The sequence below is a fragment of the Alloactinosynnema sp. L-07 genome, from assembly GCF_900070365.1.
GTDB lineage: Bacteria > Actinomycetota > Actinomycetes > Mycobacteriales > Pseudonocardiaceae > Actinokineospora.
Window position 1 is genome coordinate 3570964 of sequence record NZ_LN850107.1, and the last position, 25914, is coordinate 3596877.

At 68.9% G+C, this 25914-nt stretch carries 29 protein-coding genes; 13 read left to right on the forward strand and 16 right to left on the reverse strand.

Annotation, left to right across the window (positions count from 1 at the left end):
• Nucleotides 1-23: 23 nt before the first annotated feature.
• The 3 genes from speD (at nucleotide 24) to BN1701_RS15615 (ending at nucleotide 2802) form a co-directional block, all read left to right on the forward strand.
• Nucleotides 24-425 (forward strand): adenosylmethionine decarboxylase, encoded by a 402-nt coding sequence (gene speD / locus BN1701_RS15605; RefSeq protein WP_054049550.1) that lies wholly within the window; start codon nucleotides 24-26, stop codon nucleotides 423-425.
• Nucleotides 422-1282: a spermidine synthase gene (locus BN1701_RS15610; protein ID WP_054049552.1), complete on the forward strand. Its 861-nt coding sequence runs from the start codon at nucleotides 422-424 to the stop codon at nucleotides 1280-1282. Before speD ends, BN1701_RS15610 begins: the two co-directional genes overlap by 4 nt.
• A gap of 149 nt (nucleotides 1283-1431) precedes the next feature.
• Nucleotides 1432-2802: an FAD-binding oxidoreductase gene (locus BN1701_RS15615; protein WP_054049555.1), complete on the forward strand. Its 1371-nt coding sequence runs from the start codon at nucleotides 1432-1434 to the stop codon at nucleotides 2800-2802.
• Between the two features lie 257 nt (nucleotides 2803-3059).
• On the opposite strand, the gene BN1701_RS15620 is transcribed toward BN1701_RS15615, so the two are convergent.
• The 4 genes from BN1701_RS15620 to BN1701_RS38215 all read right to left on the reverse strand — a co-directional run bounded on the left by BN1701_RS15620 (nucleotide 3060) and on the right by BN1701_RS38215 (nucleotide 4462).
• Nucleotides 3060-3569, reverse strand: coding sequence for a hypothetical protein (locus BN1701_RS15620; protein ID WP_054049557.1), 510 nt, complete (start codon nucleotides 3567-3569; stop codon nucleotides 3060-3062).
• A gap of 95 nt (nucleotides 3570-3664) precedes the next feature.
• Nucleotides 3665-3997 (reverse strand): DUF3817 domain-containing protein, encoded by a 333-nt coding sequence (locus BN1701_RS15625; RefSeq protein ID WP_054049559.1) that lies wholly within the window; start codon nucleotides 3995-3997, stop codon nucleotides 3665-3667.
• The gene (locus BN1701_RS15630; protein ID WP_197672101.1) at nucleotides 3994-4332 is read right to left on the reverse strand and encodes a hypothetical protein; all 339 of its coding nucleotides are present in this window, start codon (nucleotides 4330-4332) and stop codon (nucleotides 3994-3996) included. The genes BN1701_RS15625 and BN1701_RS15630 overlap by 4 nt, the downstream gene beginning before the upstream one ends.
• 37 nt (nucleotides 4333-4369) lie before the next feature.
• Entirely contained in the window at nucleotides 4370-4462 is a 93-nt protein-coding gene (locus BN1701_RS38215; RefSeq protein WP_082859873.1) for a DUF397 domain-containing protein, read from the reverse strand.
• A 69-nt stretch (nucleotides 4463-4531) separates the two neighbouring features.
• Between BN1701_RS38215 and BN1701_RS15635 the strand changes: the two genes are divergently transcribed.
• The gene (locus BN1701_RS15635) at nucleotides 4532-5758 is read left to right on the forward strand and encodes an HNH endonuclease signature motif containing protein (RefSeq protein ID WP_157368005.1); all 1227 of its coding nucleotides are present in this window, start codon (nucleotides 4532-4534) and stop codon (nucleotides 5756-5758) included.
• A gap of 85 nt (nucleotides 5759-5843) precedes the next feature.
• On the opposite strand, the gene BN1701_RS15640 is transcribed toward BN1701_RS15635, so the two are convergent.
• The 7 genes from BN1701_RS15640 to BN1701_RS15665 all read right to left on the reverse strand — a co-directional run bounded on the left by BN1701_RS15640 (nucleotide 5844) and on the right by BN1701_RS15665 (nucleotide 11323).
• Complete coding sequence (locus BN1701_RS15640; RefSeq protein WP_054049563.1) at nucleotides 5844-6023, reverse strand: DUF397 domain-containing protein; 180 nt, start codon at nucleotides 6021-6023, stop codon at nucleotides 5844-5846.
• A gap of 12 nt (nucleotides 6024-6035) precedes the next feature.
• Entirely contained in the window at nucleotides 6036-6866 is an 831-nt protein-coding gene (locus BN1701_RS15645; protein ID WP_054049565.1) for a DUF5753 domain-containing protein, read from the reverse strand.
• Nucleotides 6867-6938: 72 nt separating this feature from the next.
• Nucleotides 6939-7730: a lytic transglycosylase domain-containing protein gene (locus tag BN1701_RS15650; RefSeq protein ID WP_054055885.1), complete on the reverse strand. Its 792-nt coding sequence runs from the start codon at nucleotides 7728-7730 to the stop codon at nucleotides 6939-6941.
• Nucleotides 7731-7838: 108 nt separating this feature from the next.
• On the reverse strand, nucleotides 7839-8327 hold the full coding sequence (locus BN1701_RS15655) for a hypothetical protein (protein WP_054049567.1): 489 nt from the start codon (nucleotides 8325-8327) through the stop codon (nucleotides 7839-7841).
• Nucleotides 8328-8551: 224 nt separating this feature from the next.
• Nucleotides 8552-8713, reverse strand: a complete 162-nt coding sequence (locus BN1701_RS36460) for a hypothetical protein (protein ID WP_172803261.1) — start codon at nucleotides 8711-8713, stop codon at nucleotides 8552-8554.
• 318 nt (nucleotides 8714-9031) lie between these two features.
• Complete coding sequence (locus tag BN1701_RS15660) at nucleotides 9032-10162, reverse strand: CaiB/BaiF CoA-transferase family protein (RefSeq protein ID WP_054049569.1); 1131 nt, start codon at nucleotides 10160-10162, stop codon at nucleotides 9032-9034.
• 18 nt (nucleotides 10163-10180) lie between these two features.
• The gene (locus BN1701_RS15665) at nucleotides 10181-11323 is read right to left on the reverse strand and encodes an acyl-CoA dehydrogenase family protein (protein ID WP_054049571.1); all 1143 of its coding nucleotides are present in this window, start codon (nucleotides 11321-11323) and stop codon (nucleotides 10181-10183) included.
• Between the two features lie 113 nt (nucleotides 11324-11436).
• Between BN1701_RS15665 and BN1701_RS15670 the strand changes: the two genes are divergently transcribed.
• Nucleotides 11437-12048 (forward strand): TetR/AcrR family transcriptional regulator, encoded by a 612-nt coding sequence (locus BN1701_RS15670; RefSeq protein WP_231949609.1) that lies wholly within the window; start codon nucleotides 11437-11439, stop codon nucleotides 12046-12048.
• Between the two features lie 45 nt (nucleotides 12049-12093).
• Here BN1701_RS15670 and BN1701_RS15675 read toward each other — a convergent pair whose 3' ends face one another.
• The 3 genes from BN1701_RS15675 to BN1701_RS15685 all read right to left on the reverse strand — a co-directional run bounded on the left by BN1701_RS15675 (nucleotide 12094) and on the right by BN1701_RS15685 (nucleotide 13993).
• Nucleotides 12094-12537: a co-chaperone YbbN gene (locus BN1701_RS15675; protein WP_054049573.1), complete on the reverse strand. Its 444-nt coding sequence runs from the start codon at nucleotides 12535-12537 to the stop codon at nucleotides 12094-12096.
• A gap of 47 nt (nucleotides 12538-12584) precedes the next feature.
• A complete protein-coding gene (locus BN1701_RS15680; protein ID WP_054049575.1) occupies nucleotides 12585-12935 on the reverse strand; it encodes a rhodanese-like domain-containing protein in 351 nt (116 codons plus the stop codon).
• An 89-nt stretch (nucleotides 12936-13024) separates the two neighbouring features.
• Nucleotides 13025-13993 (reverse strand): LysR family transcriptional regulator, encoded by a 969-nt coding sequence (locus BN1701_RS15685; RefSeq protein WP_054049577.1) that lies wholly within the window; start codon nucleotides 13991-13993, stop codon nucleotides 13025-13027.
• A gap of 189 nt (nucleotides 13994-14182) precedes the next feature.
• Between BN1701_RS15685 and BN1701_RS15690 the strand changes: the two genes are divergently transcribed.
• Genes BN1701_RS15690 through BN1701_RS15700 form a run of 3 tightly spaced genes read left to right on the forward strand, consistent with a single transcriptional unit; the run spans nucleotide 14183 to nucleotide 17144 of the window.
• Nucleotides 14183-14881, forward strand: coding sequence for a tRNA-dependent cyclodipeptide synthase (locus tag BN1701_RS15690; RefSeq protein WP_231949611.1), 699 nt, complete (start codon nucleotides 14183-14185; stop codon nucleotides 14879-14881).
• The gene (locus BN1701_RS15695) at nucleotides 14878-16188 is read left to right on the forward strand and encodes a cytosine permease (RefSeq protein WP_054049579.1); all 1311 of its coding nucleotides are present in this window, start codon (nucleotides 14878-14880) and stop codon (nucleotides 16186-16188) included. The genes BN1701_RS15690 and BN1701_RS15695 overlap by 4 nt, the downstream gene beginning before the upstream one ends.
• Nucleotides 16189-16196: 8 nt before the next feature.
• On the forward strand, nucleotides 16197-17144 hold the full coding sequence (locus BN1701_RS15700) for a LysR family transcriptional regulator (RefSeq protein ID WP_054049581.1): 948 nt from the start codon (nucleotides 16197-16199) through the stop codon (nucleotides 17142-17144).
• Nucleotides 17145-17195: 51 nt separating this feature from the next.
• Here the strand turns inward: BN1701_RS15700 and BN1701_RS15705 are convergent, their stop codons facing one another.
• A complete protein-coding gene (locus BN1701_RS15705; RefSeq protein WP_054049586.1) occupies nucleotides 17196-18647 on the reverse strand; it encodes a M1 family metallopeptidase in 1452 nt (483 codons plus the stop codon).
• A 186-nt stretch (nucleotides 18648-18833) separates the two neighbouring features.
• Here BN1701_RS15705 and BN1701_RS15710 point away from each other — a divergent pair, with 186 nt between their 5' ends.
• Nucleotides 18834-20027, forward strand: coding sequence for an MFS transporter (locus BN1701_RS15710; protein ID WP_054049588.1), 1194 nt, complete (start codon nucleotides 18834-18836; stop codon nucleotides 20025-20027).
• Between the two features lie 254 nt (nucleotides 20028-20281).
• Here BN1701_RS15710 and BN1701_RS38220 read toward each other — a convergent pair whose 3' ends face one another.
• Nucleotides 20282-20992, reverse strand: a complete 711-nt coding sequence (locus tag BN1701_RS38220) for a SidA/IucD/PvdA family monooxygenase (RefSeq protein WP_157368006.1) — start codon at nucleotides 20990-20992, stop codon at nucleotides 20282-20284.
• A 160-nt stretch (nucleotides 20993-21152) separates the two neighbouring features.
• Between BN1701_RS38220 and BN1701_RS37320 the strand changes: the two genes are divergently transcribed.
• From BN1701_RS37320 to BN1701_RS15735, 4 genes are all read left to right on the forward strand, one after another.
• The gene (locus BN1701_RS37320; RefSeq protein ID WP_157368007.1) at nucleotides 21153-23420 is read left to right on the forward strand and encodes a sensor histidine kinase; all 2268 of its coding nucleotides are present in this window, start codon (nucleotides 21153-21155) and stop codon (nucleotides 23418-23420) included.
• Between the two features lie 160 nt (nucleotides 23421-23580).
• Complete coding sequence (locus tag BN1701_RS15725) at nucleotides 23581-24237, forward strand: response regulator transcription factor (RefSeq protein ID WP_054049594.1); 657 nt, start codon at nucleotides 23581-23583, stop codon at nucleotides 24235-24237.
• A 125-nt stretch (nucleotides 24238-24362) separates the two neighbouring features.
• Complete coding sequence (locus BN1701_RS15730) at nucleotides 24363-24995, forward strand: response regulator transcription factor (RefSeq protein ID WP_054049596.1); 633 nt, start codon at nucleotides 24363-24365, stop codon at nucleotides 24993-24995.
• A 95-nt stretch (nucleotides 24996-25090) separates the two neighbouring features.
• The gene (locus BN1701_RS15735) at nucleotides 25091-25861 is read left to right on the forward strand and encodes a crotonase/enoyl-CoA hydratase family protein (protein ID WP_054049598.1); all 771 of its coding nucleotides are present in this window, start codon (nucleotides 25091-25093) and stop codon (nucleotides 25859-25861) included.
• Nucleotides 25862-25914 lie beyond the last annotated feature (53 nt).

The following is a 25914-nucleotide window of genomic DNA, read 5'->3' on the forward strand; positions in this document are numbered from 1 at the left end:
TCCCCCCGCAGGAGGTTAGACAGATGTCGTATGACCGTGCGTCCGATCCGAACGTCGGCTACTTCGCAGGCCGACACGTGCTTGCCGAGTTCGACGGTGTGGATCCGTTGCTTCTGGACGATCTGGGCTTCCTGCGGTCGACACTGGAGGACTGTCTGGAGAAGGCCGGAGCCACTGTCTGCGACGTGATCTCCAAGCAGTTCGAGCCGCAGGGTGTGACGGTGCTGGCGCTGCTGTCGGAGTCGCACGCGTCGATCCACACCTACCCGGAGATCGGGTCGATGTTCGTCGACATCTTCACGTGCGGCGAGACCGCCGACCCGGAACTGGCCGCCGCGCTGCTGCGCGACAGCCTGGACGCACTCGAAGCCCGTATCACCACCATCCACCGGGGCAACCCGATTCCCGCGGAGCCCGCCCGATGAGCACGAACATTGTTGAACCCCTCGCCGAAGGCATGACCCGTGTGTGGGATATGCCCGAGGTGATCGTCGACACGAACACCGAGTTCCAGCACCTGGTGATCGGCAAGACGAGCCAGGGCGTGAGCCTGTTCTGCGACAACGACCGGCAGAGCACCGAGTTCAGCCAGCTCACCTACCACGAGGCGCTGCTGGTCCCCGGCCTCCTGCTGGCCCGCGAGATCGAGCGGGTCCTGGTCATCGGGTCCAGCGAGGGTGTCGTCTCGCAGATCTCGGTGGCGGCGGGCGCGTCGGTGGTCGACCACGTCGACATCGACCAGCAGGCCGTCGAACTGTGCGCCGAGCACCTGCCCTACGGCTACACCAGCGATGAGCTGGCCGCGGCCGTCAAGCAGGACGGGCCCATCAAGGTCCACTACGCCGACGGCTGGCAGTACCTCATAGACGCGGAGAAGGCGGGCGCGAAGTACGACATCGTGCTGGTCGACCTGCCAGACGAGCGGCCCGAGTTCGCCCAGCACAACCGGCTGTACGAGGAGGAGTTCCTCACCCGCTGCCGCGCCGTGCTCGCCGATGGCGGTGTGGTGATCTGCCAGGCCGGGTGCCCGACGATGTGGCGCAACGAGACCCTGATCCGCTCGATGAAGCGTTTCGGGGACATCTTCGGCACCACGGTCTACTACGGCTCCGACGAGCACGAGTGGGCGTTCCTCTTCGGCATGAACGACGCCGAGGACGGCGCGACCGAGCGGATGATCGAGCGGCTGAAGACCCTGCCGTACCGCCCGGAGACGATCGACGCGGACGCGCTGCGCGGCTGCACCGTCCCGCCGTACCGGGTGCGCAAGGCGCTCGCGTAGCACTCTCACTCCCGATGCCCCGGCCACCCACTCAGGGTGACCGGGGCATCGGGCTGTCCGGGAGGTTGGGCCCTTTCGCCCCTAGCCCGCGAGCACCGCCCGAAGTGGACTGGTCCCGAACCCACCGGCACCAGAGCACGGGAGGAATCATGGTCGCTCCCACTGTCGACCAGCTGCGCGAGACCGTGCGCGGGCCGGTCATCACCGCTGACGACGAGGGCTACGACGAGGCCCGCAAGGTCTACAACGGAATGATCGACCGCAGGCCGAAGGTGGTGGTGCGGCCCGCCAACGCGGGCGACGTGATGGCCGCCGTCGACTTCGCCAGGGAGAGCGGTGTCGACCTCGCTGTGCGCGGCGGCTCACACAGCGTGCCGGGCTTCGGCACCTGCGACGGCGGCGTGGTGATCGACCTGTCCGGCATGCGCGGTGTCCGCGTCGACCCGGCCGCCCACACCGCCCGTGCCGAGGGCGGCGCGCGGTGGGGCGACTTCAACGCCGCCACCCACGCCTTCGGGCTCGCCACGACCGGCGGGATCATCTCGACCACCGGTGTCGGCGGCCTCACCCTCGGCGGCGGCATCGGCTACCTCGACCGCGCGTGCGGACTGAGCTGCGACAACCTGGTCTCAGCCGACGTGGTTACCGCGGACGGGAAGTTCCAGGTCGCCAGCGCCGACGAGAACGCCGACCTGTTCTGGGCGCTGCGCGGCGGCACCGGCAACTTCGGCGTCGTCGTGTCGTTCGAGTTCCAACTGCACCACGTGGAGATGATCTACGGCGGCCCGATGTTCTTCGAGCTGGACGCCGCGGCCGACCTGCTGCGCTGGTACCGAGAGTTCATCGCCGACGCGCCGGAGCAGTTCGGCGGCTTCCCTGCGTTCCAGATCGCGCCGCCGCTGCCGTTCATCCCGGAGGACCGCCACGGCGAGCCGTTCGCCCTGTTCGTGCCCTGCTGGTCGGGCCCCCTGGACGAGGGCGAGGCGGCACTGAAGTCGCTGCGCGAGGTCGCCCCGATCGTGGCCGAGGCCGTCGGCCCAATGCCCTACCCGGCCCTGAACAGCGCCTTCGACGCGCTGCTGCCGCCCGGCCTGCAGCACTACTGGAAGGCGAACTTCGTCACCGAACTCACCGACGACGCGATCGCCGCCCATCTGGAGCACGGCCCGAAGCTGCCCGCGCTGAACTCCACGATGCACATCTACCCCATCAACGGCGCCTGCCACCGGGTCGCCACCGAGGACACCGCCTTCGCCTACCGCGACGCGAACTTCGCCACCGTCATCGCCGGGATGTGGCCGGATCCGGCGACCAACGAGGCGGGCATCCAATGGGTCCGCGACTACTACGACGCCACCTCCGCCCACTCCGAGGCGGGCGGCTACATCAACTTCATGTCCGAGGACGACCAGAGCCGCATCCGCGACAACTACGGCGGCAACTATGACCGGCTCGTGGACGTCAAGCGGAAGTACGACCCGGACAACCTGTTCCACATGAACCAGAACATCAAGCCCTGATGGTGGAACGCGGGTCAGGTGACGCTCCGCACGATCACGGCACCGGTCCCGATCACCACCACCGCTCGGCCGCGGTGACGTATCGGGTGCGTGAACGCGCCGACGAAGTCTGGCGTGTTCACGTGCCCGATACGTCACCTTGAGGCGGCCGAGCGCGCGTCCCCGGAGGGGGCGCCAAAGACCCAGTCTGGCGTGTTCACGTGCCCGATACGTCACCTTGAGGCGGCCGAGCGCGCGCCCACGGAGGGGGCGCCCAATTACAGGAACGCGATCACCGCGACGATCACCAGGACCACAGCTATCAAGCCCGCGATCAACAGCGTCGACCGCTCGGCCGCGGGCTGCTCGATCTCCGCCGGAGCCTCAGCGGCGGGCCGCGCCCGCCGGGGCCCAAACTCGGTCGAGCGGCGGACCCGATAACCGTCCTCGTCGGCCAGGAAGTGCCGATAGGTGTCCAGTGCCGCGCCCCTGGCGTGCGCCAGGTCCTCCGGGCGCGCCGGGTCGCCGTCGTAGAGCATGCCCGCGGTGAACCGCAACGGCCTGCGGTGCTCGTCGTGCGGGTCGCCGCCCGCCTCATCGGCGTCGACGGTGTGCTCGAACCAGATCAGCGCGTAGTCGCCGACCTGGGTCGTGCGGTAGTCCTCGTCAGCGGGCACCGGCCCGGCGACGTCGTCCAGGAAGCCGTAGTCGGTCAAGAAGTCCGGGGCCAGCAGAACCCGCTGGCCAAGGTGCCTTCCCCGTCCAATGAGGAACGCCCATCCACCCATGTATTCGTCCAATCCAAGACGGGACCCCGAGTACCGCGATCTCGTGTCGGAGCAACGTAACCATGGCGGGCGGGCTCACACCAGCACAGGTGTGTCTACAGTTTCTCGCCCGCGCGGACCTTGTGGGTCACCCGACGCTCGATGACGAAGGACAGGAAAGGGATCATCCCCGCGACCAGGACCAGCAGCGTCCCCTTGACCGACCAGCGGGCCTTGAGCGCGAGGTCGAACGCGAACAGGAGATAGACGGCGTAGAGGAAGCCGTGAGCAGGCCCGACGAACGCCATGGGCCGGGCGTTGTCGCCGACGTACTTCATGAGCATCGCCCCGACCAGGGCGAGCAGACCGACACCGACGATGTAGGCCAGCACCCGGAACCGGACAAGCGCGACCCCGGTCTTGTTGGCCGGGGTGTCGGTCGTGGTCATCGGTTCTCCTGCTCGTTCAGTGCGGCGAGGTAGCGGTTGTAGGCGGCGAGCTCGTCATCGCCCTCGACAGCCGGTGTGGGTCGCTTGACCGGCTTAGGGGCTGAGTCCGGGCGGTCGGCTTCGCGGGCCTTGAGCTTGCGATAGCGCCAGACCATGTAGGCGGGGGCGAGGCCGAAGAGGGGCCATTGGAGCACGTAGCCGAGGTTCTGGAAGGTTCCATTGGTCGACTCGAACCGCTCCCACTGCCACCAGGCCAGGCCGAGGCACGCGGCGAGCGACAGCACACAGACCCCGATGACCAGGGCCTTACGCGCATATCCGGAACCGTCACCCACGCGCCGATGGTAGACCGGGGTAGCTGAGAGACCGCCGTCACCTGGTGGTGAGGAAGGCCTTCCAGGCGGTATCGGGGAAGGTGAGGTGGGGACCGGACGAGTTCTTGGAGCACGCGCCCCGAACCGCCATCGTTCCACGATCGGGTGATCAGTGCTTGACCTGCGGGAATCTGCCGGGTTCGACGGTAAGATCGAACACATGTTCAGTGCTGAGGTGATCGCGGAAATGAGCGACGTCGAAACGCTGGATCTGCTGCGGGAGCTGGAGCGCAGGCAGGCCGCCCTCGACGCCGCGAAAGTCCGCGCGCTGGCCCACATGGCCCGGCTGCGACCGGACCTCGACGCCGGTGGCCACCGCTTCGCAGGCGCCGAAGTCGGCGCGGCGTTGACCTGGACCCCAGCCCAAGCGGCCACCCAGGTAACCCGCGCGGTTCGCCTGACCACCCTGTTCCCGACCACAGTGGACGCCTTGGCCACGGGCCGGATCGACCTGGCCCGCGCGCACGCGCTGGCCGAGATCACGGCGACCCTGTCCGACGAGCACGCCCGCGAGGTGGAGACGTGGATTCTCGCCCGCCACGAGCACAAGACCATCGCCGGATGGCGGCAGGCCCTGCGGGCGAAGAAAGACCGGATCGACCCCGACGGAGCCGACCGCCGCCGCGAACTACGACGCAGGGAACGGCGGGTCGATCTGTATGTCGCCGAGGACGGCATGGCGCACTTCGATGTGTACGACACCGGAGAACGGCTGCGCGCGGTGTATCTGGTGGTGGACAAGATGGCGCGCACGATGCGCGCCCACGGCTCGCCGGAGACACTCGACACCCTGCGCGCCGACGCCCTGTATGACCTGGTCGTCCATGGCGGCGGACGCGGTGTGACCGTCGAGTTGCAGGTCGCCGTGCCCTACACGGTGTTGCTGGGGGCGAACCTGGGCGGCACCCTCGACGGATACGGCAGCGTCCCGAACATCACCATCCGGGAGCTGATCAGCGAACACGACACCCACTGGCGGCGCATCCTCACCGACCCCGTCGGGAAAGTCCTCGAAGTCAGCACCCGCCGCCACCCCGGCGCCGACCTCACCCGCCACATCAGACTCCGCGACCAAACCTGCCGCTTCCCCGGATGCCACCGACCAGCGGTGTCCTGCGAACTCGACCACACCATCCCGCACAGCCACGGCGGCACCACCAGCGCACCCAACCTCGGCTGCCTGTGCTTGTTCCACCACAAACTCAAAGACCAACCCGGCTGGCGACTCAAACAAACCCGACCAGGACTATTCATCTGGACCACACCCACCGGAGAGACACACACAGTCGACCAAGAACCACTCATCCACTACGACGACACACCCGCACCAAGACAACGCGACACGCGGCAACTCGCCACCGTGAGGGAGGAACCCGCGCCGTTCTAGACCGTTCGACAGGTCGAAGGCTGGGTGCCGACCGCTGCCGGCGGAGACCGGTCAAGGGCGCGCAAGGCTGGGTGCGGCCAGCCCTTCAGTCGGGCGCGACGGGGGTTAGGAATGCCGCCCAGGAAGCCGCAGGAAAGGTGAGGTGGGGACCGGACGAGTTCTTGGAGTCCCGAACCCCGATGGCGAGCTCGGTGACGGCGACCTCGACACAGTCGTCGTTGCCCCCACCCCCGCTGTGGCTGCTCTTCCGCCAGACCGCTGCCATGTGGCCAGCCCTTCAGTCGGATGCGACCTGTTCGATGAAACCCACTGATTCGAGCGGGCTCAACGCCATCGATCGAAGTTGATCGAACAGCAGTCTAGCCTCGCGCACCTCTGTCGCTCGCTCGATATGGACCGCGCCAGTCGAGTAGGCGACGTAGGCGATCTCGGTGTCCTCCTCGGGAAAGCTGAGCAGGCTGAACGCCCCGTCCATCCCCGGGTGGGCGCCTGCGGTGTGTGGCAGAACCCGCAAGGTGACGGTCCCCAATGTCGCGGATTCGACCAGGTACCCGAGTTGGGCTCTCATCGCGCACACCCCGCCGACCTGTCGCCGCAACACCGCCTCGTCCAAGATCACTGACAGCCGCAGAGGGAAGTCAGCGTCGGTGAGCCGCCGCTGGCGAACCAAACGGGCCGCGACTTGATTCTCGATCTGGTCCGGCGACCATCCCGCGCGACTCGATCGGAAGACCGCCCGCATGTAGTCCTCGGTTTGCAGCAGACCTGGCACGTACACGACCTGGAATGTGTCGACCGTGGTGGCTTCGGTCTCCATGTCGATGTAGCCGCGATCTCGGATCCCGTACTTCGTCCACCAGCCGGTCGGCGCCGCCTTGCGGATCTGGTCCAGGAGATCGTCGTCCCAGCAGTCGTAGACATCCATCATCGATCTGCCGATGTGCACGTCCATCTTGTTCTCGCCCTTCTCCAGGCGAGCGAGGGTGAACCGGGTCATGTCCAGCTGCTTCGCGGCGACTTCCAACGTCATCCGGGCGGCCTCGCGCAACTCTCGGATGCGGCGGCCGAGTCTGCGGCGGCGGAACGGCGGTATGGACTTGGGTGACACCGACTACCTCCCGTGTGCGACCGGTCACCCAATGATCCAGGGTGCACAGTGCACATCGGGATTCACACCGAACTACGCCGCCGCCGTCCGCGCGTACTCGTCGGCGAGGCCGAAGACCTTCTGGCCGTACGGCACCGAATTGTTATACGAGAAAACGCCCGCCCACCAACCTTGCGCCGACCCCATGTCCCGTCCGTTGGCGCACAGGTACCGGCCAGCGGCAAAGGCGGCGTCGTCTATCTGCTGAGGATCGCCGACGCCGTCGAGGTTGGCGTCGGAGGTCCAGCGGCGCCAGGTCGACGGGATGAACTGCATGGGGCCGACCGCCCGGTCGACCTGGGCGTCGCCGTCGAAGAGGCCGCCGTCGGTGTCGCTGATGGCCTTGACGCCCGGCGAGCCGTTCAAGGGCACGCCGATGATCGGCTTGGACAGACGACCGTCCTCGCGGAGTTCGGCGCCGCCGTAGCGGCCGTGGTTGGACTCGATGCGGCCGATACCCGCCAGGGTGGCCCACGAGAGCCTGCACCCCGGCGACGACGAGCGCACCGCCAGCTCCGCGTTCCCGTACGCCATGAGCGCGCGGGCCGGGATTCCGGTGGGCCCGGCTAGCCGTTCTGCCCAGGCCCGCAGCGGGTCAGCGCCCCCGGCAGCCTGCGGCTGGGGGGCGGCGAGCCCGCCAGGGGCCACCGAACCTGGTTCGACCGGAGCCGCCTCGATCTCCAGAGCCGGGATGTCGTCGGCGAGTGGTCCGGCGGTCGGCACGACCACGACCCGGACCAGCCACCCCACACCCACGATCGCGACCAGGGCGAGCACCACCACGAGAAGCCTGATGAGGATGCCCGGACCACGCCGGGCCGCCATCACGTCCGTGTCCGCCACCGTGCTCCAGCCTGGGTCGCCAACGCTGCCACTGACAGCATCAACGAACTGGGCACTTCGGCGTTACTCGAAGTGGCTCACGCCACCGGCTCAGGCCGCTCCGCGCTGTCGCTGCAGCCTAGCCACACACCACGCGGGGGCACTGCCCCGGCGCAGGTGTTCCAGCACGGTCAGGGGACCGAGCCTGCGGCGGAGGTCCGACGGCGCCAGTCCGGCCGCGCGGTAGTCGAGGGCGCGCTGGTCCAGCGGGCTCATGCCCGCGTCCCACCACTCCTCGGCCTCGGCCACGCCGCCGACCATCTGCCACCAGCCCGCCGCGGCGGAGAGCAGTTCCTCCGGCACCTCTGGCAGCCGCTTGCGCATGGCCGCGAGGTAGCGCGGATCGGTGCCTTCCACCGTCGACCAGCGCGCCGCACCGCCGCGGACCCGCTGGCCGGGTATTCCAGGCACGATCGGCGCCACGGGAGCGTCGGCGAGCCATTCCGATGCGATGCGGTGCGCCTCCACCGCTTCGGCGTCCTGGGCACGCTCGGCGGTCCACTGACGAACCAGAGCATCTACCCCGGGGTCGTCGAGCATTCTGCCTCCTGGAGGTCTCATGATCACTCGATGGCCCAAACCGTAGGGGGCAGCACCGACAGATCGCCAGACCCAAAGCCCCAGAACTTCGCCAACCTGGCCTTCCAGGGGGCAGATCCACCCGGACGGTCCAATTTGGATCTTTTTCCACCGAAGATCAACACGGAGGGTGACCACCCTCCGGGCGGACTTCACCTCAGTGTTACTTGCCGGTAAGTTCCCGGTCAGGCAAAGAGGTTCTTGAGGAACGTGATGATCGCTTCCGCGCCGTCCCGCAGCCAGCCGAAGATCCCCTGCACCGCGTCGGCGGCGGCCGTCGGCTGGGTGATGACGTAGAACAGGCTGATCGCGACCACCACGAGGATCGCTGCCTTCTTCGCATCCATCGGCTCACTCCGTCCGCTCCGCCCGGCCTGCGGGCTCACCCAACCCATGATCCCCCAAGATGACGCCAAAGAGGGTCTTTTTCCCGCGTTTGGCGGCACGCTGGGTGAGAACATCGCTCGGACCGACACTCTCACTGTTCGATGATCACTCTAGAGGGCTAGGGCGACCATCACTCCAGGAGACACAGTATGACCCTCGGTCTCGATCGGGTGAGCTGCCCCGGCCTGGCCGCGTCCTGTTCATTGGGGTGAAACATTCACTCCGCAGAGGGGTGAACGCCCGCGAGCCGCCCGTTCGGACAGGCGGCTCGCGGCGACTCAGGCGACCGTGCCCGCCGCTCGCAGGCGGCTGATCTCCGCTTCGCTCAGTCCCAGCTCACCCAGAACGGCCGACGTGTCGGCACGGGCCTGGCTCGGTGGGGCCGGGACCGGCGGGACCGTGCGGCTGAACTTCGGCGCGGGCGCGGGCTGCGTGATACCGCCGACCTCCACGAAAGTGGCGCGGGCGACGTTGTGCGGGTGGCTGGGCGCCTCCTCGGGCGTGAGCACCGGCGACAGGCACGCGTCGGTCCCCTCGGCGAGCTTGGCCCACTCGTCCCGGGTGCGGGTGCGCAGCGTGGCGCCGAACAGGTCGCGCAGCGCGGGCCAGTTCTCCGGATTCAGGTGGTCGGGCACGTCCTCCAGCCCCAACACCTTCACCAGCTCGCCGAAGAACCGCGTCTCGATGGCGCCGACGGCGACGTACTTGCCGTCGGAGGTCTCGTAGGTGTCGTAGAACGGGGCGCCGCCGTCGAGCAGGTTCTCCCCGCGCGGCTTGTTCCACAGGCCTAGGTTCCTCAACCCGAACAGGCTCGTGGTGAGCAGCGCGGCACCGTCCACCATGGACGCGTCGACCACCTGGCCGCGCCCGGAGGACTGCCGCTCGAACAGGGCCGCCAGCACGCCCATGGCCAGCATCAGCCCGCCGCCGCCGAAGTCGCCCAGCAGGTTGAGCGGGACGGTCGGCTTGGCGCCCGCCTGGCCGATCGGCTCCAGCGCACCGGAGATGGCGATGTAGTTGATGTCGTGGCCCGCCGCCGGGGCCAGCGGGCCGTCCTGGCCCCAACCGGTGATCCGGCCGTAGACCAGGCCGGGGTTGCGCGCCAGCAGCGCGTCCGGGCCCAGTCCCATCCGCTCGGCGACACCCGGCCGAAAGCCCTCGACGAGCACGTCGGCCTCGTCGACCAGCCGCAGGACCAAGTCAAGCCCTTCCGGCGACTTCATGTCGACGCCGATCCAGCGCCTGCCGCGGGTGAGCGGGTCATTGGGGAACGAGAGCACGTCGAAGCCAGGCTTGGCCCGGTCGACCCGCACGACGTCCGCGCCGAGGTCGGCGAGGACGGTGCAGGCGAACGGGGCCGGGGCCAGGCCCGCCAGCTCGACGACTTTCAGACCGGCGAGGGGTCCCATAGATCATTCCTTCGAGAGTCAGAGCGTGCGGGAGATGATTTCCTTCATGATCTCGTTGGTGCCGCCATAGATCTTCTGCACGCGCTGGTCCGTCCACATGCGAGCGATCGGGTACTCGTTCATGTAGCCGTAGCCGCCGTGCAACTGCAGGCACTCGTCGATGGCGACCATCGCGCGCTCGCTGGTCCACCACTTGAGCATCGCCACGGTCGGGATGTCGAGCTCGCCCTTGAGGTGCTTGGCGACGCAGTCGTCGAGGAACACCCGGCCGATGCGGGCCTCGGTGGCGATCTCGGCGAGCTTGAACTTGGTGTTCTGGAAGTTGTAGACCGGCCTGCCGAACGCCTGGCGGTCCTTGGTGTAGGCCAGGGTGGTCTCCAGCGCCAGCTCCATCGCGATCACCGACGTGACGCCGATGATCAGCCGCTCCTGCGGCAGCTGCTGCATGAGCTGGACGAAGCCCTGCCCCTCGGCCGACCCGAGCAGGTTCGACGCCGGGACGCGGACGTTGTCGAAGAACAGTTCGGCGGTGTCCTGGGCCTTGAGCCCGATCTTGTCCAGCACCCGGCCGCGGCGGAAACCGGGGCGGTCGGCCTCGACCACGATCAGCGAGGTGCCGTCGGCGCCCTTGGACGTGTCGGTCTTAGCCACCACGATGATCACGTCGGCCTGGCCGCCGTTGGTGATGAAGGTCTTGGAGCCGCTCACGACGTACTCGTCACCGTCGCGCACGGCCTTGGTCTTCACGCTCTGCAGGTCCGAACCCGTGCCCGGCTCGGTCATCGCGATGGCGCCGACCCACTCGCCGGAGGCCATCTTCGGCAGCCACGCGTGCTTCTGCTCCTCGGTCCCGTAGGCGAGGATGTAGTGGGCGACGATGCCGTTGTGCAGCAGCACGCCCCAGCCGCTGTCCCCGGCCCGCGCCTGCTGCTCGACCAGCACGGTCTCGTGGGCGAAGGTGCCACCGCCGCCGCCGTATTCCTCGGGGATCGACAGACACAGCAGGCCGACCTCGCCCGCCTTGCGCCACAGGTCGCGGTCGACCTCGTGGTTCTCCATCCACCGCTCGACGTTCGGCGTGAGCTCCTTCTCGCAGAAGTTCTTCGCGAGGTCACGGAAGGCGTCGAGGTCTTCATCCATCCACGGCGAGCGGTACGACATGGCCCCTCCAGCTGGGGTCAGGCAAACAATCCGGCATGCATGTAAGTTACAAGGCGAAGGTACCTGCACGACGGACTGTCCGTAAAGTGCCCTGGACATCACGAGGAGGACACGTGATCACGCGCACCCACCGCACGCAGCAGGAACGCCGCGCGCAGACAAGGGAAGCCCTGCTCGACGCGACGATCGCGACCCTGGTCGAACTGGGCTACGCGCGGACCACGGTCCAGGAGATCTGCGCGCGGGCCGGGGTGTCCCGGGGCGCGCAGCAGCATCACTTCACCACGAAGGCCGAACTGCTGACCTCGGCGCTGGAGCACCTGTTCGACCGCTTGATCGCGGAGGTGACGCAGGCCGCTGGGGCACTGCCGCCCGGCCGCGAACGGCTGATCAAGGGCATCGACCTGCTGTGGGAGGCGTACTCCGGCGCGCTGTCGACCGCGGCGGTGGAACTGTGGGTCGCGGCCCGCACGGACGAGGAACTGCGGCAGACCCTGCTCCCGGTCGACCGCGCCCTGGGCCACGCGACGCTGGAGGTGCTGCGGGCGGCCGCGGAGGGCGAGCCCCAGAAAACGGCCTCCGACGCGGAGACCGTCCTGCTCTTGACCATCAACCTCGTGCGCGGCCTCGCCCTCGACGCCATGATCGGCGGCGACCCGCGACGGCGTGCTCGGCTGCTCGACGAGTGGAAGGCCATGATCCTGGACCGCTACCTGCGGACATGAGAAAGCGGGGTCCGGAGAGAAGCTCCGGACCCCGCCACTGCGAGATCAGCCCTTCGCGAGCTGCTTGTCGATCCACGCCTTGAGCTGACGCTCACCCGGGAAACCGACCAGACGCGACGACGGCAGTTCCTTGCCGTTGCGCAGCGGGACCAGGGTGGGCAGGTAGCGGACGCTGTACTGGCGCATCAGGTCCCGGCTGCGGTCGGCGTCGACCATGCCGACCAGGATGCGGCCGTTGTACTCCTTGGCGAGCTTCGCGAGGACCGGCTTCATCTTCTGGCACGGCGGGCACCAGGTGGCGCCGAAGTCCAGGATCACCAGCTTGGTCTTCGAGATGTTCAGGACCTCAGCGTGGTTCGCCGCGGTCACATCGATGACGTTCTCAGCCGCCGGGGCGGTGGGGGCGGCCTGAGCCGCGCCGACGGCGGGGCCGGTGACCAGGGCGAGCACGCCGATGGCGCCGCAAAGTAGACGTTTCCAAGTGGACACTGTGAACTCCTTCTGTGCAGGGATTTCTCGATGCCCCGAGTGGGGCGTCACGCGCCGGTGTCGGTCGGCAGTCCGGCCGACACCCAGTCCTCGATGCCTTCCCGGTACTTGCGCACGTCGGCGTAGCCCAGTTCGAGCAGCCGCCTGCCGACGAACTCACTGTTGCGGCAGGGAATGTTCGAGCAGTAGACGACGATCGTCGCGGCTTTGTCCGGGACGACGGACGGAGCGAACCGGTCGGTGAACTCGGCGGCGTTCTCATAGGGAAATCCGGGGATGTTGCGGGCCCCGGGCAGGTGTTCCTTCTCGTAGTACGAGACTGGCATCGTGTCGACCACGATTACTGTTCCCCCCGTCATGGCGGAGCGCAGTTCGTCTCGGCTGATCAACGGCAACATGGCAACCCTTTCGGACAGGTGATCGACACCAATTCATCGTCGGGTCGCGTGGCACCGAACCTCTAATGCCGCCTGTCCATGTCGGACCGTTATCCCTCCGCCGGGGAGCCGCCGACCTCGACGTTGGCGTTTCGGGTCAGCCAATACCGGTAATGGGGAACGCCTTGTGCCATGCGCCAGTAGTCCGCGGTCACCCGGTTGGCGATCTCCTGGGCGTAGTCCGCGCACGGGCCGCCTTCGCGCCACGCGATCATGTGCCGGACGAACAGCGGCGACCCGGCCAGCTGCCTGCACACCATGCCCTCCCGCTGCGGCCGGGTCGGCTGGACCAGGCCGACCCCGTGCCCGCCGATCACCAGGTTCTCTCTCGCGGTCACCTCGTCGACGTCGTGGACGATCTTGGCGTCGAAGCCGTGCGCCAGGCACATCTCACGGAAGGTCACCCGGCAGCCGTCACCGCAGCTCGGGACGATCCAGTTCTCCCGCGCCAGGTCGGCGAGCGCGACCTCGCCCCGCTCGGCGAGCGGGTGCCCGGAGGGCAGCGCGACAAAGGACGGCTCGGCCACCAGGGTCAGCGTGCGCACGGACGCGGGCGTCGTGTGCCCGCGGGTGCCGCACGCGGTCACCAGAGCCAGGTCGATTCCGCCGTGGGCCGCCTGCGCCAGTAGCCGCGCGCGCGACCCATCCCCACGCGAGCGGACCTCCGCGTCCGGCCGCAGGTCCCGCAGCGAATCGAGCAGCGGAACCGCGAGGACACTGTCGTTCCACCCGACCCGCAGCGGGCCGTCGTCGGTCTCGCGGCGCTGGAAGTCGCGCTCCACCTCGTCGAACGTGAGCACTATCGCCTTGGCGCGGCGCAGCACGATCGACCCGAGCCCGGTGGCCCGCACCCCGTTCTGGTCGCGGTGGAACAGCTCCCCACCCACCAGCCGCTCGATCCGGCGCAACTGGTGGCTCAGCGCGGGCTGACCGAGGCCGAGAATGCCCGCCGCCCGGTTGAGGCTCCCGGAGTCGGCGATCGCGCAGATCACCCGTAGATGTCGAATTTGCAACCGCATACCTCGGTATACCGCTACCAGCACCCATTCCCGAATACTTGCCAGTTCCCAATTAATTCCCAATTGCCTACGCAACTCATAATCCGATGACAACGGACAAAGGCAATACCCGACCCCCTGGACGCGGGTCATAGTCGGCGCTACCTCCGAGCTCCCTGCCTCGGATGCCTTCGATCACCCCCAGGAGTCATGGTGCTGCGACCACTCCCGCTGACCCAGCATTGCGCCAGTCCACTAGCCGAAGCCGAACACGTATGCATCGGAGTCAGTCCGTTCAACAGTTATTTCACAACCGAACGGATCGCCGATCTCGCCCGCTGGGCGGTGTCGTCATTCGCGAGCTTCCATTTCTTCGTGCCCGACGCGCCGTCGGCCTACACCCTCGAAGCGATCGGGTACACCCCGCGCGACGCCGCGCGTAAGGCACAGCGTCAAGGCAACTACACCCGCAACAAGATCCACCGTGCGCTGGCGCAGTGCGCCATCGACCCCGGCCCGGTGATCCTCGACTCGGCCGCGCTGGAGGTGAACCCGATGTACTCCAAGCTGCGGACCGAGGCGCACCACCGGTTCACCTCCGACCCCGGCTTCGCCAAGCATTGCCTGTCGGCTACGTCGTGGGTGCTGGAGAAGCGGCTGCGCGACGCGGAGCCCACCCACGCCCAGTCGATGCACGCGGTGCGCTACTTCCTTGCCGAGATGCCGATGTTCGTCAACACCGTCGAGATCGCGGGCGTGTCCAGCTCGGTGTTCGCCTACCACCAGCGCGTTCCGTTCCTGGAGAAGCTCTTCGCGCGCGAGCTGTCCTGGCAGCCGCACCCGGCGCAGGGCTTCGTCGTCGTCGAGCCGGTCGTCGCCGAACAGGTCGCCGCGGAGAGTGCGCTGTGACTGTTACGCAGAAGCCTTCCGGTCACGACGACTACTCCTTGTCCCGGGTCCCACCGGAGCAGCGCGTCTCGTGGATCACCGTCGCCGTGCAGCGGTTCGGGCAGGTGTCGTCGTTCCACCAGTTCCTGCTCGGCGCCGTGCTCGGTTTCGGCATGACGTTCTGGGAAGCGGTCATCGCCATCACCGTCGGCTCGGTGATGCTGGAGATCATCACCATCATGATGGGGATCGCGGGCACCAAAGAAGGTCTGTCCACGGCGCTGCTGACCAGGTGGACCGGGTTCGGCCGCAGCGGGTCGGCCATGGTCGGGCTGCTGATCTCGCTGAGCCTCGCGGGCTGGTTCGGGGTGCAGAACGACGTGTTCGCCCACGGCCTGCACGCGCTGATGGGCGGGCCGCCGGTGTGGGTGTGGGCGCTGGCAGGCGGCGCGCTGGTCACGGCGATCGTGGTGTTCGGCTTTCACGCGATGGCGTGGACGGCCTATCTCACGGTGCCCGCCTTCCTCGCGCTGGCCGGGTACTCGATCATCGACGCGCTCGGTGAGCACTCGCTGGCCGACCTGGTCGCGGCGGCCCCGCCCGGGCCCGCGATGTCGCTGGCGCAGGGCACCACCCTGGTGGCGGGGGCGTTCATCATGGGCGCGGTCATGACCCCGGACATGACCAGGTTCAACGGGTCGCCCGCCGACGTGGTGAAGCAGACGCTGGTCAGCGTGACCCTCGGCCAGTACGTGATCGGCCTGGTGGGGGTGCTGCTCGCACACGCGGCCAAGAGCTCCGATGTGGTCGGCATCATCACCTCGTCGTCCGGGGTGCTCGGCACGCTGATCCTGGTCACGGCCATCCTCAAGATCAACGACTGGAACCTGTACTCGTCGTCGCTCGGGTTGATCAACACCGTCGAGGTGCTGTTCTCCCGGACGCTGGACCGCGTCACCGCCACGTGCCTGCTCGGCGCGATCGGCACGGTGCTGTCCGCGATCGGCATCCTCACCCACTTCACCACGTTCCTGATGTGGATCGGGGTGATCACACCCCCGGTCGCCGGTGTGGTGATCGCCGAGTATTTCCTGGTCAAGCGGTGGCGCGCGGAACTCGAAGCCTCCCGCGCCACGGGCGATCTTCCCGCCACTTGCCCGAACTGGGTACCCTTGGGACTTGTCTGCTGGGCGGGCGGCGCCGCGGTCGGCTTCCTTGTGCCGATCGGGATTCCCACGATCAACTCTGTGATCGCGGCCTTGGTGATGTACGTGGCGCTGAGCAAGGTGACCACCAACCGCGCGATATCCCGAGCCGTCGGGAGGTAGGACACTTCATGCATCTGGATGTTCACCACCTACGTGTGGTGCGAGCGGTCGCGGAATCCGGGAGTCTCTCCCGGGCCGCGGCCGCGCTCGGCGTCACCCAGCCCGCGGCGAGCGCACAGCTCAAGCGGCTGGAGCAACTGCTGGGCTACCAACTGTTCGAGCGGCGCGGCGGCATCGTGGTCCCCACCGCGATGGGAGACTTGCTGCTGCGCCGCATCACCTCGGTGCTACCGCAGATGGACCGGCTGCTGGAGGACATCGGCCTGGCCAACGGCGCGGACCTCCCGCCGAGCACCGCGCGCGTCGGCGCGGTGTGCAGCGCGGTCGTGGCGCACCTGGCCTCGGCCATCTCCAGCGTCTGGCCCGAGATCGACGAGACCACGATCGTCCACGACGACGACAGCGACGGACTGCTGGCCCTACTGGAGGAGGGCAGAGCGGAGTGCGCGATGGTCAAGGATTACCCGGGCTATGAGCTCACACTCCCCCGCGCCGTCGACATGGCCGTCGTCGCGGTCGAGCCGACTTTCGTGATGCTGCCGGAACACCACCCACTGGCCTGCAACGCCGAGATCGAGCTGACCGACCTGCGCGACGCGAACTGGGTGCTGGCGGGCAACGGCACGTCCGCGGTGTTCACCGAGTTCTTCACCCGGACCTGCGCCGACGCGGGCTTCGTCCCCGACATCACCCATATGGTGAGCTCCCAGCCGATGGCGCAGATGGTGGTGCGCTCGGGCGCGGTGGGCCTCGTCCAGCCGTGCTGCGAGGGCCACGCGGGCGTCGCGATACGACCGCTGCGTGGGGAAGTCCTGCGCCGCAGGCACGTGCTGGCCTGGCGCGGCGACACCTTCGTCGCCGAACGGCAGGAGAAACTGGTCGCGGCCCTGAGCGAGGCGTACTGGTCGGAGGCCGAACGCAGCCCCGCCTACCGCAGATATCTGTCCTGCAACTGACAATGTCGGGTCAACGGGTCCCAACGGACCCGTTGACCCGACATTGTGTGCTTATCGACCTTCGCCGGGGAACAGGAACTCGTCCGCCGGGATCACCGTGCCGTTCCACCACGCGCCGAAGAAGCCGCTCAGGTCTCGTTCAGCCACCGCCTCCGCGTAGAGGCCGAAGTCATACCAGCCCTGGTTGCTCTGCTGGTTGATCGCCGGGAATCCGCTGTACATCTGGAAGAACAGCTCGTCACCGACCGTCTTGCGCAGCGCGTGCACCATCAGCACGCCCTTGGCGGTGGGCGTGTACTCGGCACGCGCGCCGGGGTCGGTGAGCTTGGGGGCCCAGAACCGCGCGTCGGCTTTCGCCGCGGTCACCTGGTCCAGGTAGCGCTGGTCGAGGTCGACGCCGTTCTTCTCCGCGTCCCACAGCCACACCGCGTACCGCGCGAAGGACTCCGTCAGCTGCGTGTCCTTCCACATCTTCGTGGTCACGCCGTCGCCCCACCACTGGTATGCCGTGGCGTAGACGAGGTCGGACATCCCGGCGTACACGCCGTAGACCGGGCGGGTCTGCGCCGGGTGCGTGGTGGCCGGGCGGTCCAGGAACATGCCGCCCGCGGCGGACTGCGGGTAGTCGCCGAGAACGCCGGAGAGGAACTCGATCACCTCGGGCAGCTTGTTCCCGAGCGCGCGCTTGTCCAGCGCCCACGTCGCGTATGCGTTGTAGACGCTGCGGCCGTCGGGCAGCGTGGCGGTGTCGACCTGCCAGCGGCGACCCATGGCCGCCATCACCGCACTCGGGGCGACCGCGGTTTCCTCGGCCCAGGTGACGGTGTGCCGGTAGCCGCTGATGGGCGTATCGGAGACGCGCGTGCCGTTGGACACCGCCTGCCATCCGTTGGGCACGGTCAGCGCGACGTGCAGGGTGGCCTTGTCGACCTCGGTGTTGTTGACCGGGAACCACGTCATCGCCGAGCGCGGCATGCCAACGGCGACAGCGGATTCGTAGCCGCGCTGCCAGCCGACCAGTCCCCTGGCCGTGCCGAGCGGCCGCGGCGAGCCGCCGTAGACGATCTCGACCGTGAACGCCGCTCCCGCCGCGAGCATGGTCCTGGGGGTCACGACGAGTTCGTGGTCACCAACCCTGGCGTGGGTGGCGCCGACACCGTCGACCTTCACCGAGTAGACGGAGAGCCCGCACAGGTCCAGGTTGAACCGGCTGAGGTCCTGGGTCGCCGTGGCGGTGATGGTCGCCTTGGCCCGGATACTGGTGGAAGAGGGCAGGTACTCGATGGCGAGGTTGTAGTCGCCGACGTCGTAGCCGCCGTTGCCGTCCTTGGGGTAGTAGGGATCGGCACCGAGCACGGTCCCCATGGGCGAGACATGGACATAGCCGTCGGTGCCGATCGTGGACTCCGCGGCCGCCGCGGGCGGGCCGCCGCCGGTCAGCATGGCGACCAGCGCGATCGCGCCGACCGACGGCGGCACAAGCCGCCTGATCCTGGGTGTCATCGATGATGCCTTTCTAGTGCAGGGTTACGGACGCGACGAGGCGTCCCGCCGGTCATCCTGCGAGCGGGTGTCGGCTTCCGGGCAGTGCCACCGGGTGATGCCGCGGCGTTATTCCCGACACGAATAACGCGGCGACATCCGCCAACGGGACTATCCGCGCGGCGCTGCGTCGCGCATGTTCGATCTGTGCGCCACTACCGGAATCCACCCGCCTCGGCTCTGCTTGCCTTGGCCACCACGGTGTTTCTCGGCTGCCTCGCCGAGGTGCTTCCGGCCGGGCTGCTGCTCGACATGTCCGCCGATCTCGGGGTGACGCCGTCGATGACCGGCCAACTGGTAACGGTGTACGCGATCACCACGGCCGCCACGGCCATCCCGCTGACCGCGGCCACGGTCCGGGTACCGCGCCGGGCGCTGCTGCTGGGGTTGATCGTGGGGTTCCTCGTGACCAACGCGGTGATCGCGGTGGCGCCGGACTACGAGACCGTGTTCGTCGCCCGGATCGTGTCCGGCGCGCTGACCGGGGTGATGTGGTCGCTGGTCGCGGGCTACGCGATGCGGCTGGCCCGACCCGTGGTCCGCGGCCGGGCGCTCGCCGTGGCGATGGCGGGCACCCCGATCGGATTCGCCGTCGGCGTCCCGGCGGGCACCTTTCTCGGCGAGGTGGCGGGGTGGCGCTGGGCGTTCGCGACGATGGCGCTGATCACGATTCCCTTGCTGATGTGGGTGGTCATCGCTTTGCCCCGGCTGCCGGGGGAGGTCAGCCGCCCCACCCCCGCCCGGGCCGCGTCGCGGCTGCCCGGGATGGCCGCGCTGCTGGCGATCGTGGTGGCGTTCTCCTTGGGGCACAACGTGATCTACACCTACATCGGCCCGGTGCTCGCCGACGCGGGCAACGGCGGCCTGCTCGGTGTCACCCTGCTGGCGTTCGGCGCCGCCACCATCGCGGGCCAGTGCGCGGTCGGCGCGGCACTGGACCGCCACCCGCGCCGGGTCCTGGCGCTGTGTTCGGGTCTGTCGGCCGCAGGCGTCGTGCTGATGGAGCTGAGCGCGGGTGAGCCGGTGCTGATGGTGGCCGCCGCCGCGGTGTGGGGCACGGCGTTCGGCGGCGCCCCGACCGCGTTCCAGGCCGCCACCGCGCTCATCGCGGGCCACACGGCCGACGCGGCCCAGTCCCTCACGATCGCCGCCTGGAACGGCGCGGTCGCCATCGGCGCACTCGTCGGCGGCCTACTGCTGCGAGTCGGCCCCAGCACCCTGCCCTGGACAGCGGCCTGCCTGGTCGCGCTCCCCCTGATCATCCTCGCCTACGCCCTGCCCCCTGCGGCCATGGACCGATCAGCAGACACGGTGCAACTCAGGCTCAACTCTCACCGCTGATCACCGCCACCGGACACGTGACCCACGACGCAGCCGCCACCCAAGGGGCACCGTGACGCAGGACGACCACGGTGACCGCCATCCGCAAGATTCGGACAGAGGGTGACCCAGCCTAAAATTCCGGGGAGGCGGACTAGTGATCGCAGGGGCCGACCCGGCCCTCGCTCGGGTCGGCGCCTGCTACATAAGGAAGAGGGGGGAATCCTCGTTTAGTGACGTTCGCTTTTGCTAACACTTCTCTAAAGGCCGCGTTTTCAGTCCGCGGCCTGCCACCAGTCGTCGGCCAGGTAGTGGTCGGCGATCTCCGACGCGGTGATGCGATCGGCGTCGCGCCAGGGGCTGACCTGGTCCAACTCGTCGATCGGGACCCATCGGGTCTCGTCGTAGACGTACATGTTGGGACGCGGATCACCCAGGTCCAGGTCCAGTGTCGACTCGCTGGGCAGCTGGCAGCGCCAGATCCGCAGGATCGCCGAGTCGTAGTCCTCGTCGTCGGTCGGCCACGCGGTCAGTGCCCGGTCGCTCAGGATCCGGTCGACGCAGCGCAGCGAGATGCTGAACTCGCTGGTGAACCGGTCCGACAGCGCGCTCTGCTCGTCCTGTCCCGGCGCGACCTCGGCGCCGGGGAGTTCCCAGAAGCCCGCGACTGACTGCGGACGGGACCTGCGCGCGACGAACAGCCGGTATTCGCGCACGATCGCCGCGCCCGTCACCACCGCCTCGGCCATGGGTCCAGTGGACTCGCCGCGACCGCGTCCGGCGAGCGGTGCGCAGCCGGCCGGAAGGGCGGGATCGACTGCCCGATGGCGCTGCGTCACCAGGTCCTTGAGGAAGACCCGCATGGTGGCGTCGTCGATGAGCATGCCCCGGTACAGGCCGAAATCGGGTTGGCGTTCCAGGAAGCGCCGTATCCCGCTGCCCGGTCGCGCGTTGTGTTCAGTGGCGCTCGGCGCCGGGGGCGCGATTCGTCATGCCCGCACGACACTGTGTCGAGTGGACTGCTCCGGTCGCCGCAACACGTTCCGCAGCCAATCCGAGCGTCCGTTCACCCGGACAGGTGACGGGGGTAGGTGCGTCCAGGCGACACGTCTGGGTTTGGGGCTACTCCTGCGGGATGATCCAGTGGTGTCCGGTGGCTCGGCGGGCGCGGGGCGGGTGACCGCGTCGTACCTAGTGCTCACGCTCGCACTCCTCGGGGTGGCCGGGTGGTGCCTGCTGTCCCGCGCGCTCGCGCCCAGCGATGGCGCGACGGTCAACGTGGGCGACACCGCCATCGTCGCGACCGGTTCCGGCTCTGTGCTGGTCAAGCAGGTGCGGGCGGGCCCGTTGCGGGTCGGCGACGAGATCCTGACCATCGATCACATCCGGCCCGCCAGTCACATTCTGCCCGGCGGTCCGGCGGCGATGGCGGGCGACCGGCTGGCCTACCAGCTCGTGCGCGACGGCCAAGTCGTCGAAGTCGAGGTCGTCGTCCGGGCCTACCCGGTGTTCCGCGACCTGCTCGACGGCTGGCCGACGATCCTGGTCGTCGGCGTCCTCGGGGCGACCTCGGTGCTGATCTTCCTGGCCCGGCCGGGCGAGCCCGCCGCCCGCGCCGCCCTGGTGGCCGCGGCACTGGCGGTCGTCACCACGACAGGGGCGACGTTCTTCCCGCTGCAGCCGCTGGACCTGGTCGCGGGCGAGCAGTTCTGGCGGTGGTTCATCGGTGAGGCCGGGTTCGTTTTGCTCTGGTCGGCGATGCTGCACTTCTCCCTCGCGTTCCCCACCGTCACCGTCCGCCGGTTCCGACAGTGGGTGGCGCTGGGGTACTTGGCCGGGCCGCTGCTTTACGCCGTGGTCTGCGCGATCGCGCTGGCCACCGCTGACTCACCCCTGGACCGGCTCGCCGTCCTGGGCTCGCCCGCGGTGCCCGCGCTGTTCGTCTTCCCCGTGCTGATCCTCGCGGTGCTCGCCCGCCAGTACCGCGCCTGCGCCGACCCGGCCGCGCGGCGCCGACTGCGGTGGCTGGCCACGACCCTGGGCACCGGCGCGGTCGGGTACCTGGCGGTGTGGGCGGTGCCAACCATGGTGGCGGGCGCTCCCCTGCTGCCGGACCGGTTCCACACGCTGGCCTTCCTGCCGGTGCCGATCGCGGTCGGCCTGGCGGTGCTGCGGCACCGGGCGCTCGACATCGAGGTCGTGCTCAGCCGGTCGCTGGTCTACGGCGCGCTGAGCGCGGGGGTGGTCGGCACCTACATCGCGGTGGTCGCGAGCCTGTCGCTGCTGTTCCCACCGATGGACCAGATGTGGCAGCAGGCGGTGGCCGCGGCGGCGGTCGCGATCCTGGTCCAGCCGTTGCGCGGGTGGCTGCAGGGCCTGGTCAACCGGCGGCTGTTCGGCTTCGCCGACGACCCGTACCGGGTGGTCTCGCGGCTGGCGTCGCGGCTGGAGAACACCCACGAGCCGGGGGCGATGCTGCCGGGGATCGTGGAGACGGTGGCCAACGCGCTGCGGCTGCCGTTCGTGGCCATCGAGATCCAGGCCAAGGGCGGCCCGGAGGTCGCCGCGAGCACCGGCACCCCGTCGGGCGACCGGCACGAACTGCCGCTGACCTTCCAGGGCGAACGCGTTGGCACCCTGGTCGTGGGCGGTCGCGCGGTCCTGCGCGCCCGCGACCGGCTCGCGCTGGCCGATGTCGCCCGGCACGCGGGGACGGCGGTCTACACCGCGCGGCTGACCATGGACCTGCGCCGCAGCCGCGACCGGCTGGTCCGCGCGCGTGAGCAGGAGCGAAGACGGATCCTGCACGAGCTGCACGACGGCGTCGGCCCGACCCTCGCCGCGATCGCGCTGGGACTGGACGCGAGCAGGCGCGGCGTCGGCGCCGACACCGCGACCGGCGTCCTGCTGGCCAGGATGCGCGCCGAGCTGCAGGACGCGATCACCGAGATCCGCAGGCTCGCCGCCGGGCTGCGGCCGCCGGTGCTCGACCAGATCGGCCTCGTCCCGGCGCTGCGCGAGTACGCGGGCGCGCTGGCCAGCCGCACCGCCAAGCTCGACGGCACCGACGAGGGCGTCACGATCATGTTGGAGGTGCCGACGGTGATGCCCCGGCTGCCGTCGTCGATCGACGTGGCGGCCTACCGGATCGTGTGCGAGGCGCTCACCAACGTCACCCGACACGCGTACGCGAGATCGTGCGCGGTGCGGCTGTGGGTGGACGATGATCTCCACATCGAGGTGGTCGACGACGGGATCGGCCTGCCCCGGCACACTTTCGGCGGCGTCGGCCTGGCGTCCATGCGCGAGCGCGCCGCCGAACTCGGCGGCGACTGCCTGGTCGCGGCCGAGGCCGAGGGCGGCACCCGGGTGCTGGCGACCCTGCCGCTGCCCAAGGAGGTCGCCACCCAGTGATCTGCTCAGTGATCAGCTCAGTGATCGACCCACATTGACCGGATCCCGCGAACACCCGCCGAAGGAAGCCACCACTCAGTGATCAGCTCAGTGATCAGCTCAGTGATCGACCCACGATGACCGGATCCCGCGAACACCCGCTGAAGGAGGCCACCACTCCATGACCGAGGCACGCCCGCGGGTGCTGGTCGTCGACGACCACCCGCTGTTCCGCTTCGGTCTGTGCACGGTGCTGGCCGCCGAACCCAGCGTCGACCTGGTCGGCGAGGCCGCCACCGGAGCCGAGGCCATCGCCGCGGCCCGCGAGTTGGCCCCCGATGTCGTGGTGATGGACGTCCACCTGCCCGACATGACCGGCATCGACGCCGCCCGCGCCATCGTCGGCGAACGCCTCGGCACCGGCGTGCTGGTGCTGACCATGTTCAACGACAGCGAGTCCGTCTTCGCCGCGATGCGCGCGGGTGCCCGCGGCTACCTGCTCAAGGGCTCCGGCCAGGACGAGATCGTGCGGGCCGTGCACGCGGTCGGCCGCGGCGAGGCCATCTTCGGCCCGGACATCGCCACCCGCGTCCTTGGCTTCTTCAACGCGGGCCCCGAGGTGCCCGGCCCGGTCTTCCCGGAGCTGACGGTCCGCGAGCGCGAGGTGCTTGCCCTGATCGCCGACGGTGTCAGCAACTCCGGCATCGCTACCCGGCTCTCGCTGAGCCCCAAGACGGTCCGCAACCACGTGTCGAGCATCTTCACCAAACTTCACGTCGCCGACCGCGCCCAGGCCATCGTCCGCGCCCGAAAGGCGGGCCTGGGCGACGGCCATTAGGACGCGCCCGAGGTCACGGTTCGTGCCCGGTCGGGCACAATCGGGACATGGGTCCCATGCGTCCGGGACGCACGAAGGGGCAAGGTGGACTCTCCGGGATCCTTTGAGGCGAAGGTGGGTTTGTGATGCTGGACCAGAGCAGGACACCCGTGATCGTGCGTGCGACGGACCCGATCCTGCAGAACGGTGTCCATATGGCATTGCGGACCCGGCCGGAGGTCTGGCTGGTCGACGAGGAGGACGCCACCGCCGAGGCGGTGGCCCTGGTCGTGACGGACCGGTTCGACGACCGGGCGAATCACCTGCTCAAGACGTTGCAGTGCCGGGGTTTCGCCAGAGTCGTCCTCGTCGCGGGCGAACTGGAGGACAGCGAGATCCTCACCGCCGTGGAGGGCGGGGTCTGCGCGGTCGCGCGACGAGCGGACACCACGCCTGACGTCCTGGTCCGCCTCGTCAAGGCCGCCTCAGCGGGCGAGGGCGCGCTGCCCCCCGACCTGCTGGGCCGACTGCTGAACCGCGTCTCCCGCCTCCAGCGACACGTCCTGGAGCCGCGCGGGCTGCACCTGGCCGGGATCACCAACCGGGAGACCGAAGTCCTGCGCCTGGTCGCATCCGGACTGTCCACAAAGGAAATCGCCGACAAACTCTGCTACTCGCAGCGGACGGTGAAGAGCATCCTGCACGACGTCACCAACCGCTTCCAACTCCGCAACCGCTCCCACGCCGTCGCCTACGCCCTGCGCGAGGGCCTGATCTGACGGAATTCGGGAGGTTCGAGGGCGACCGACGCGCGCGTTACACACTTGGCACGATTAACCGAGAGTTGTAACGTCACGCGCATGGATGAGACCCGATGACGGTCCACGTCGTACGACACGGCCCCGTCACCGTAGTCGCCCTCGACCGGCCCGAAGCGCGCAACGCCGTTGACGCCGACCATGCCGCGCGGCTGACGGAGGCGTTCGAGGAGTTCGACGCCGATCCCGAGGCCGCGGTCGCGGTGTTGCACGGTCGGGGCGGGCACTTCTGCGCGGGCGCCGACCTCAAGGCGGCAGCCGCGGGCGACCTGAAGGTGGGCGGCCCCGGCGAGGGTCCGGCGGGGATGGGTCCAACGAGGCTCTTGCTCGGCAAGCCGGTCATCGCCGCCGTCGAGGGCTACGCCGTGGCGGGTGGGCTGGAGTTGGCGATCTGGGCTGACCTGCGCGTGGTCGACCCCGGCGCCACGTTCGGCGTCTTCTGCCGTCGGTGGGGAGTCCCGCTGATCGACGGCGGCACGATCCGGCTGCCCCGGCTGATCGGCCAGTCACACGCCCTGGACATGATCCTCACCGGCCGTCCGGTCGGCGCGGAAGAGGCGCGGCGAATGGGGCTGGCCAACCGGATCAGCGCCCCGGGCGCCGCACTCGCCGAAGCCGTCGCGCTCGCTGAGCAACTGGCCGGGTTCCCGCAGACCTGCCTGCGCCGAGACCGGTTGTCGACCCACGAGCAGCACGACCTGTCACTCACCGAGGCGCTGGCCAACGAGTGGCGGCACGGGCTCGTCTCGCTGGCCAACGACACGCTCGCCGGTGCCGCCCGCTTCGCCGATGGCAAGGGGCGGCACGGCAGCTTCGAGGACCACTAGGGCGTGTCCTGTGGATCATGGTGGGTGGGATTCGTGATCCGCTTGGTTCCTGG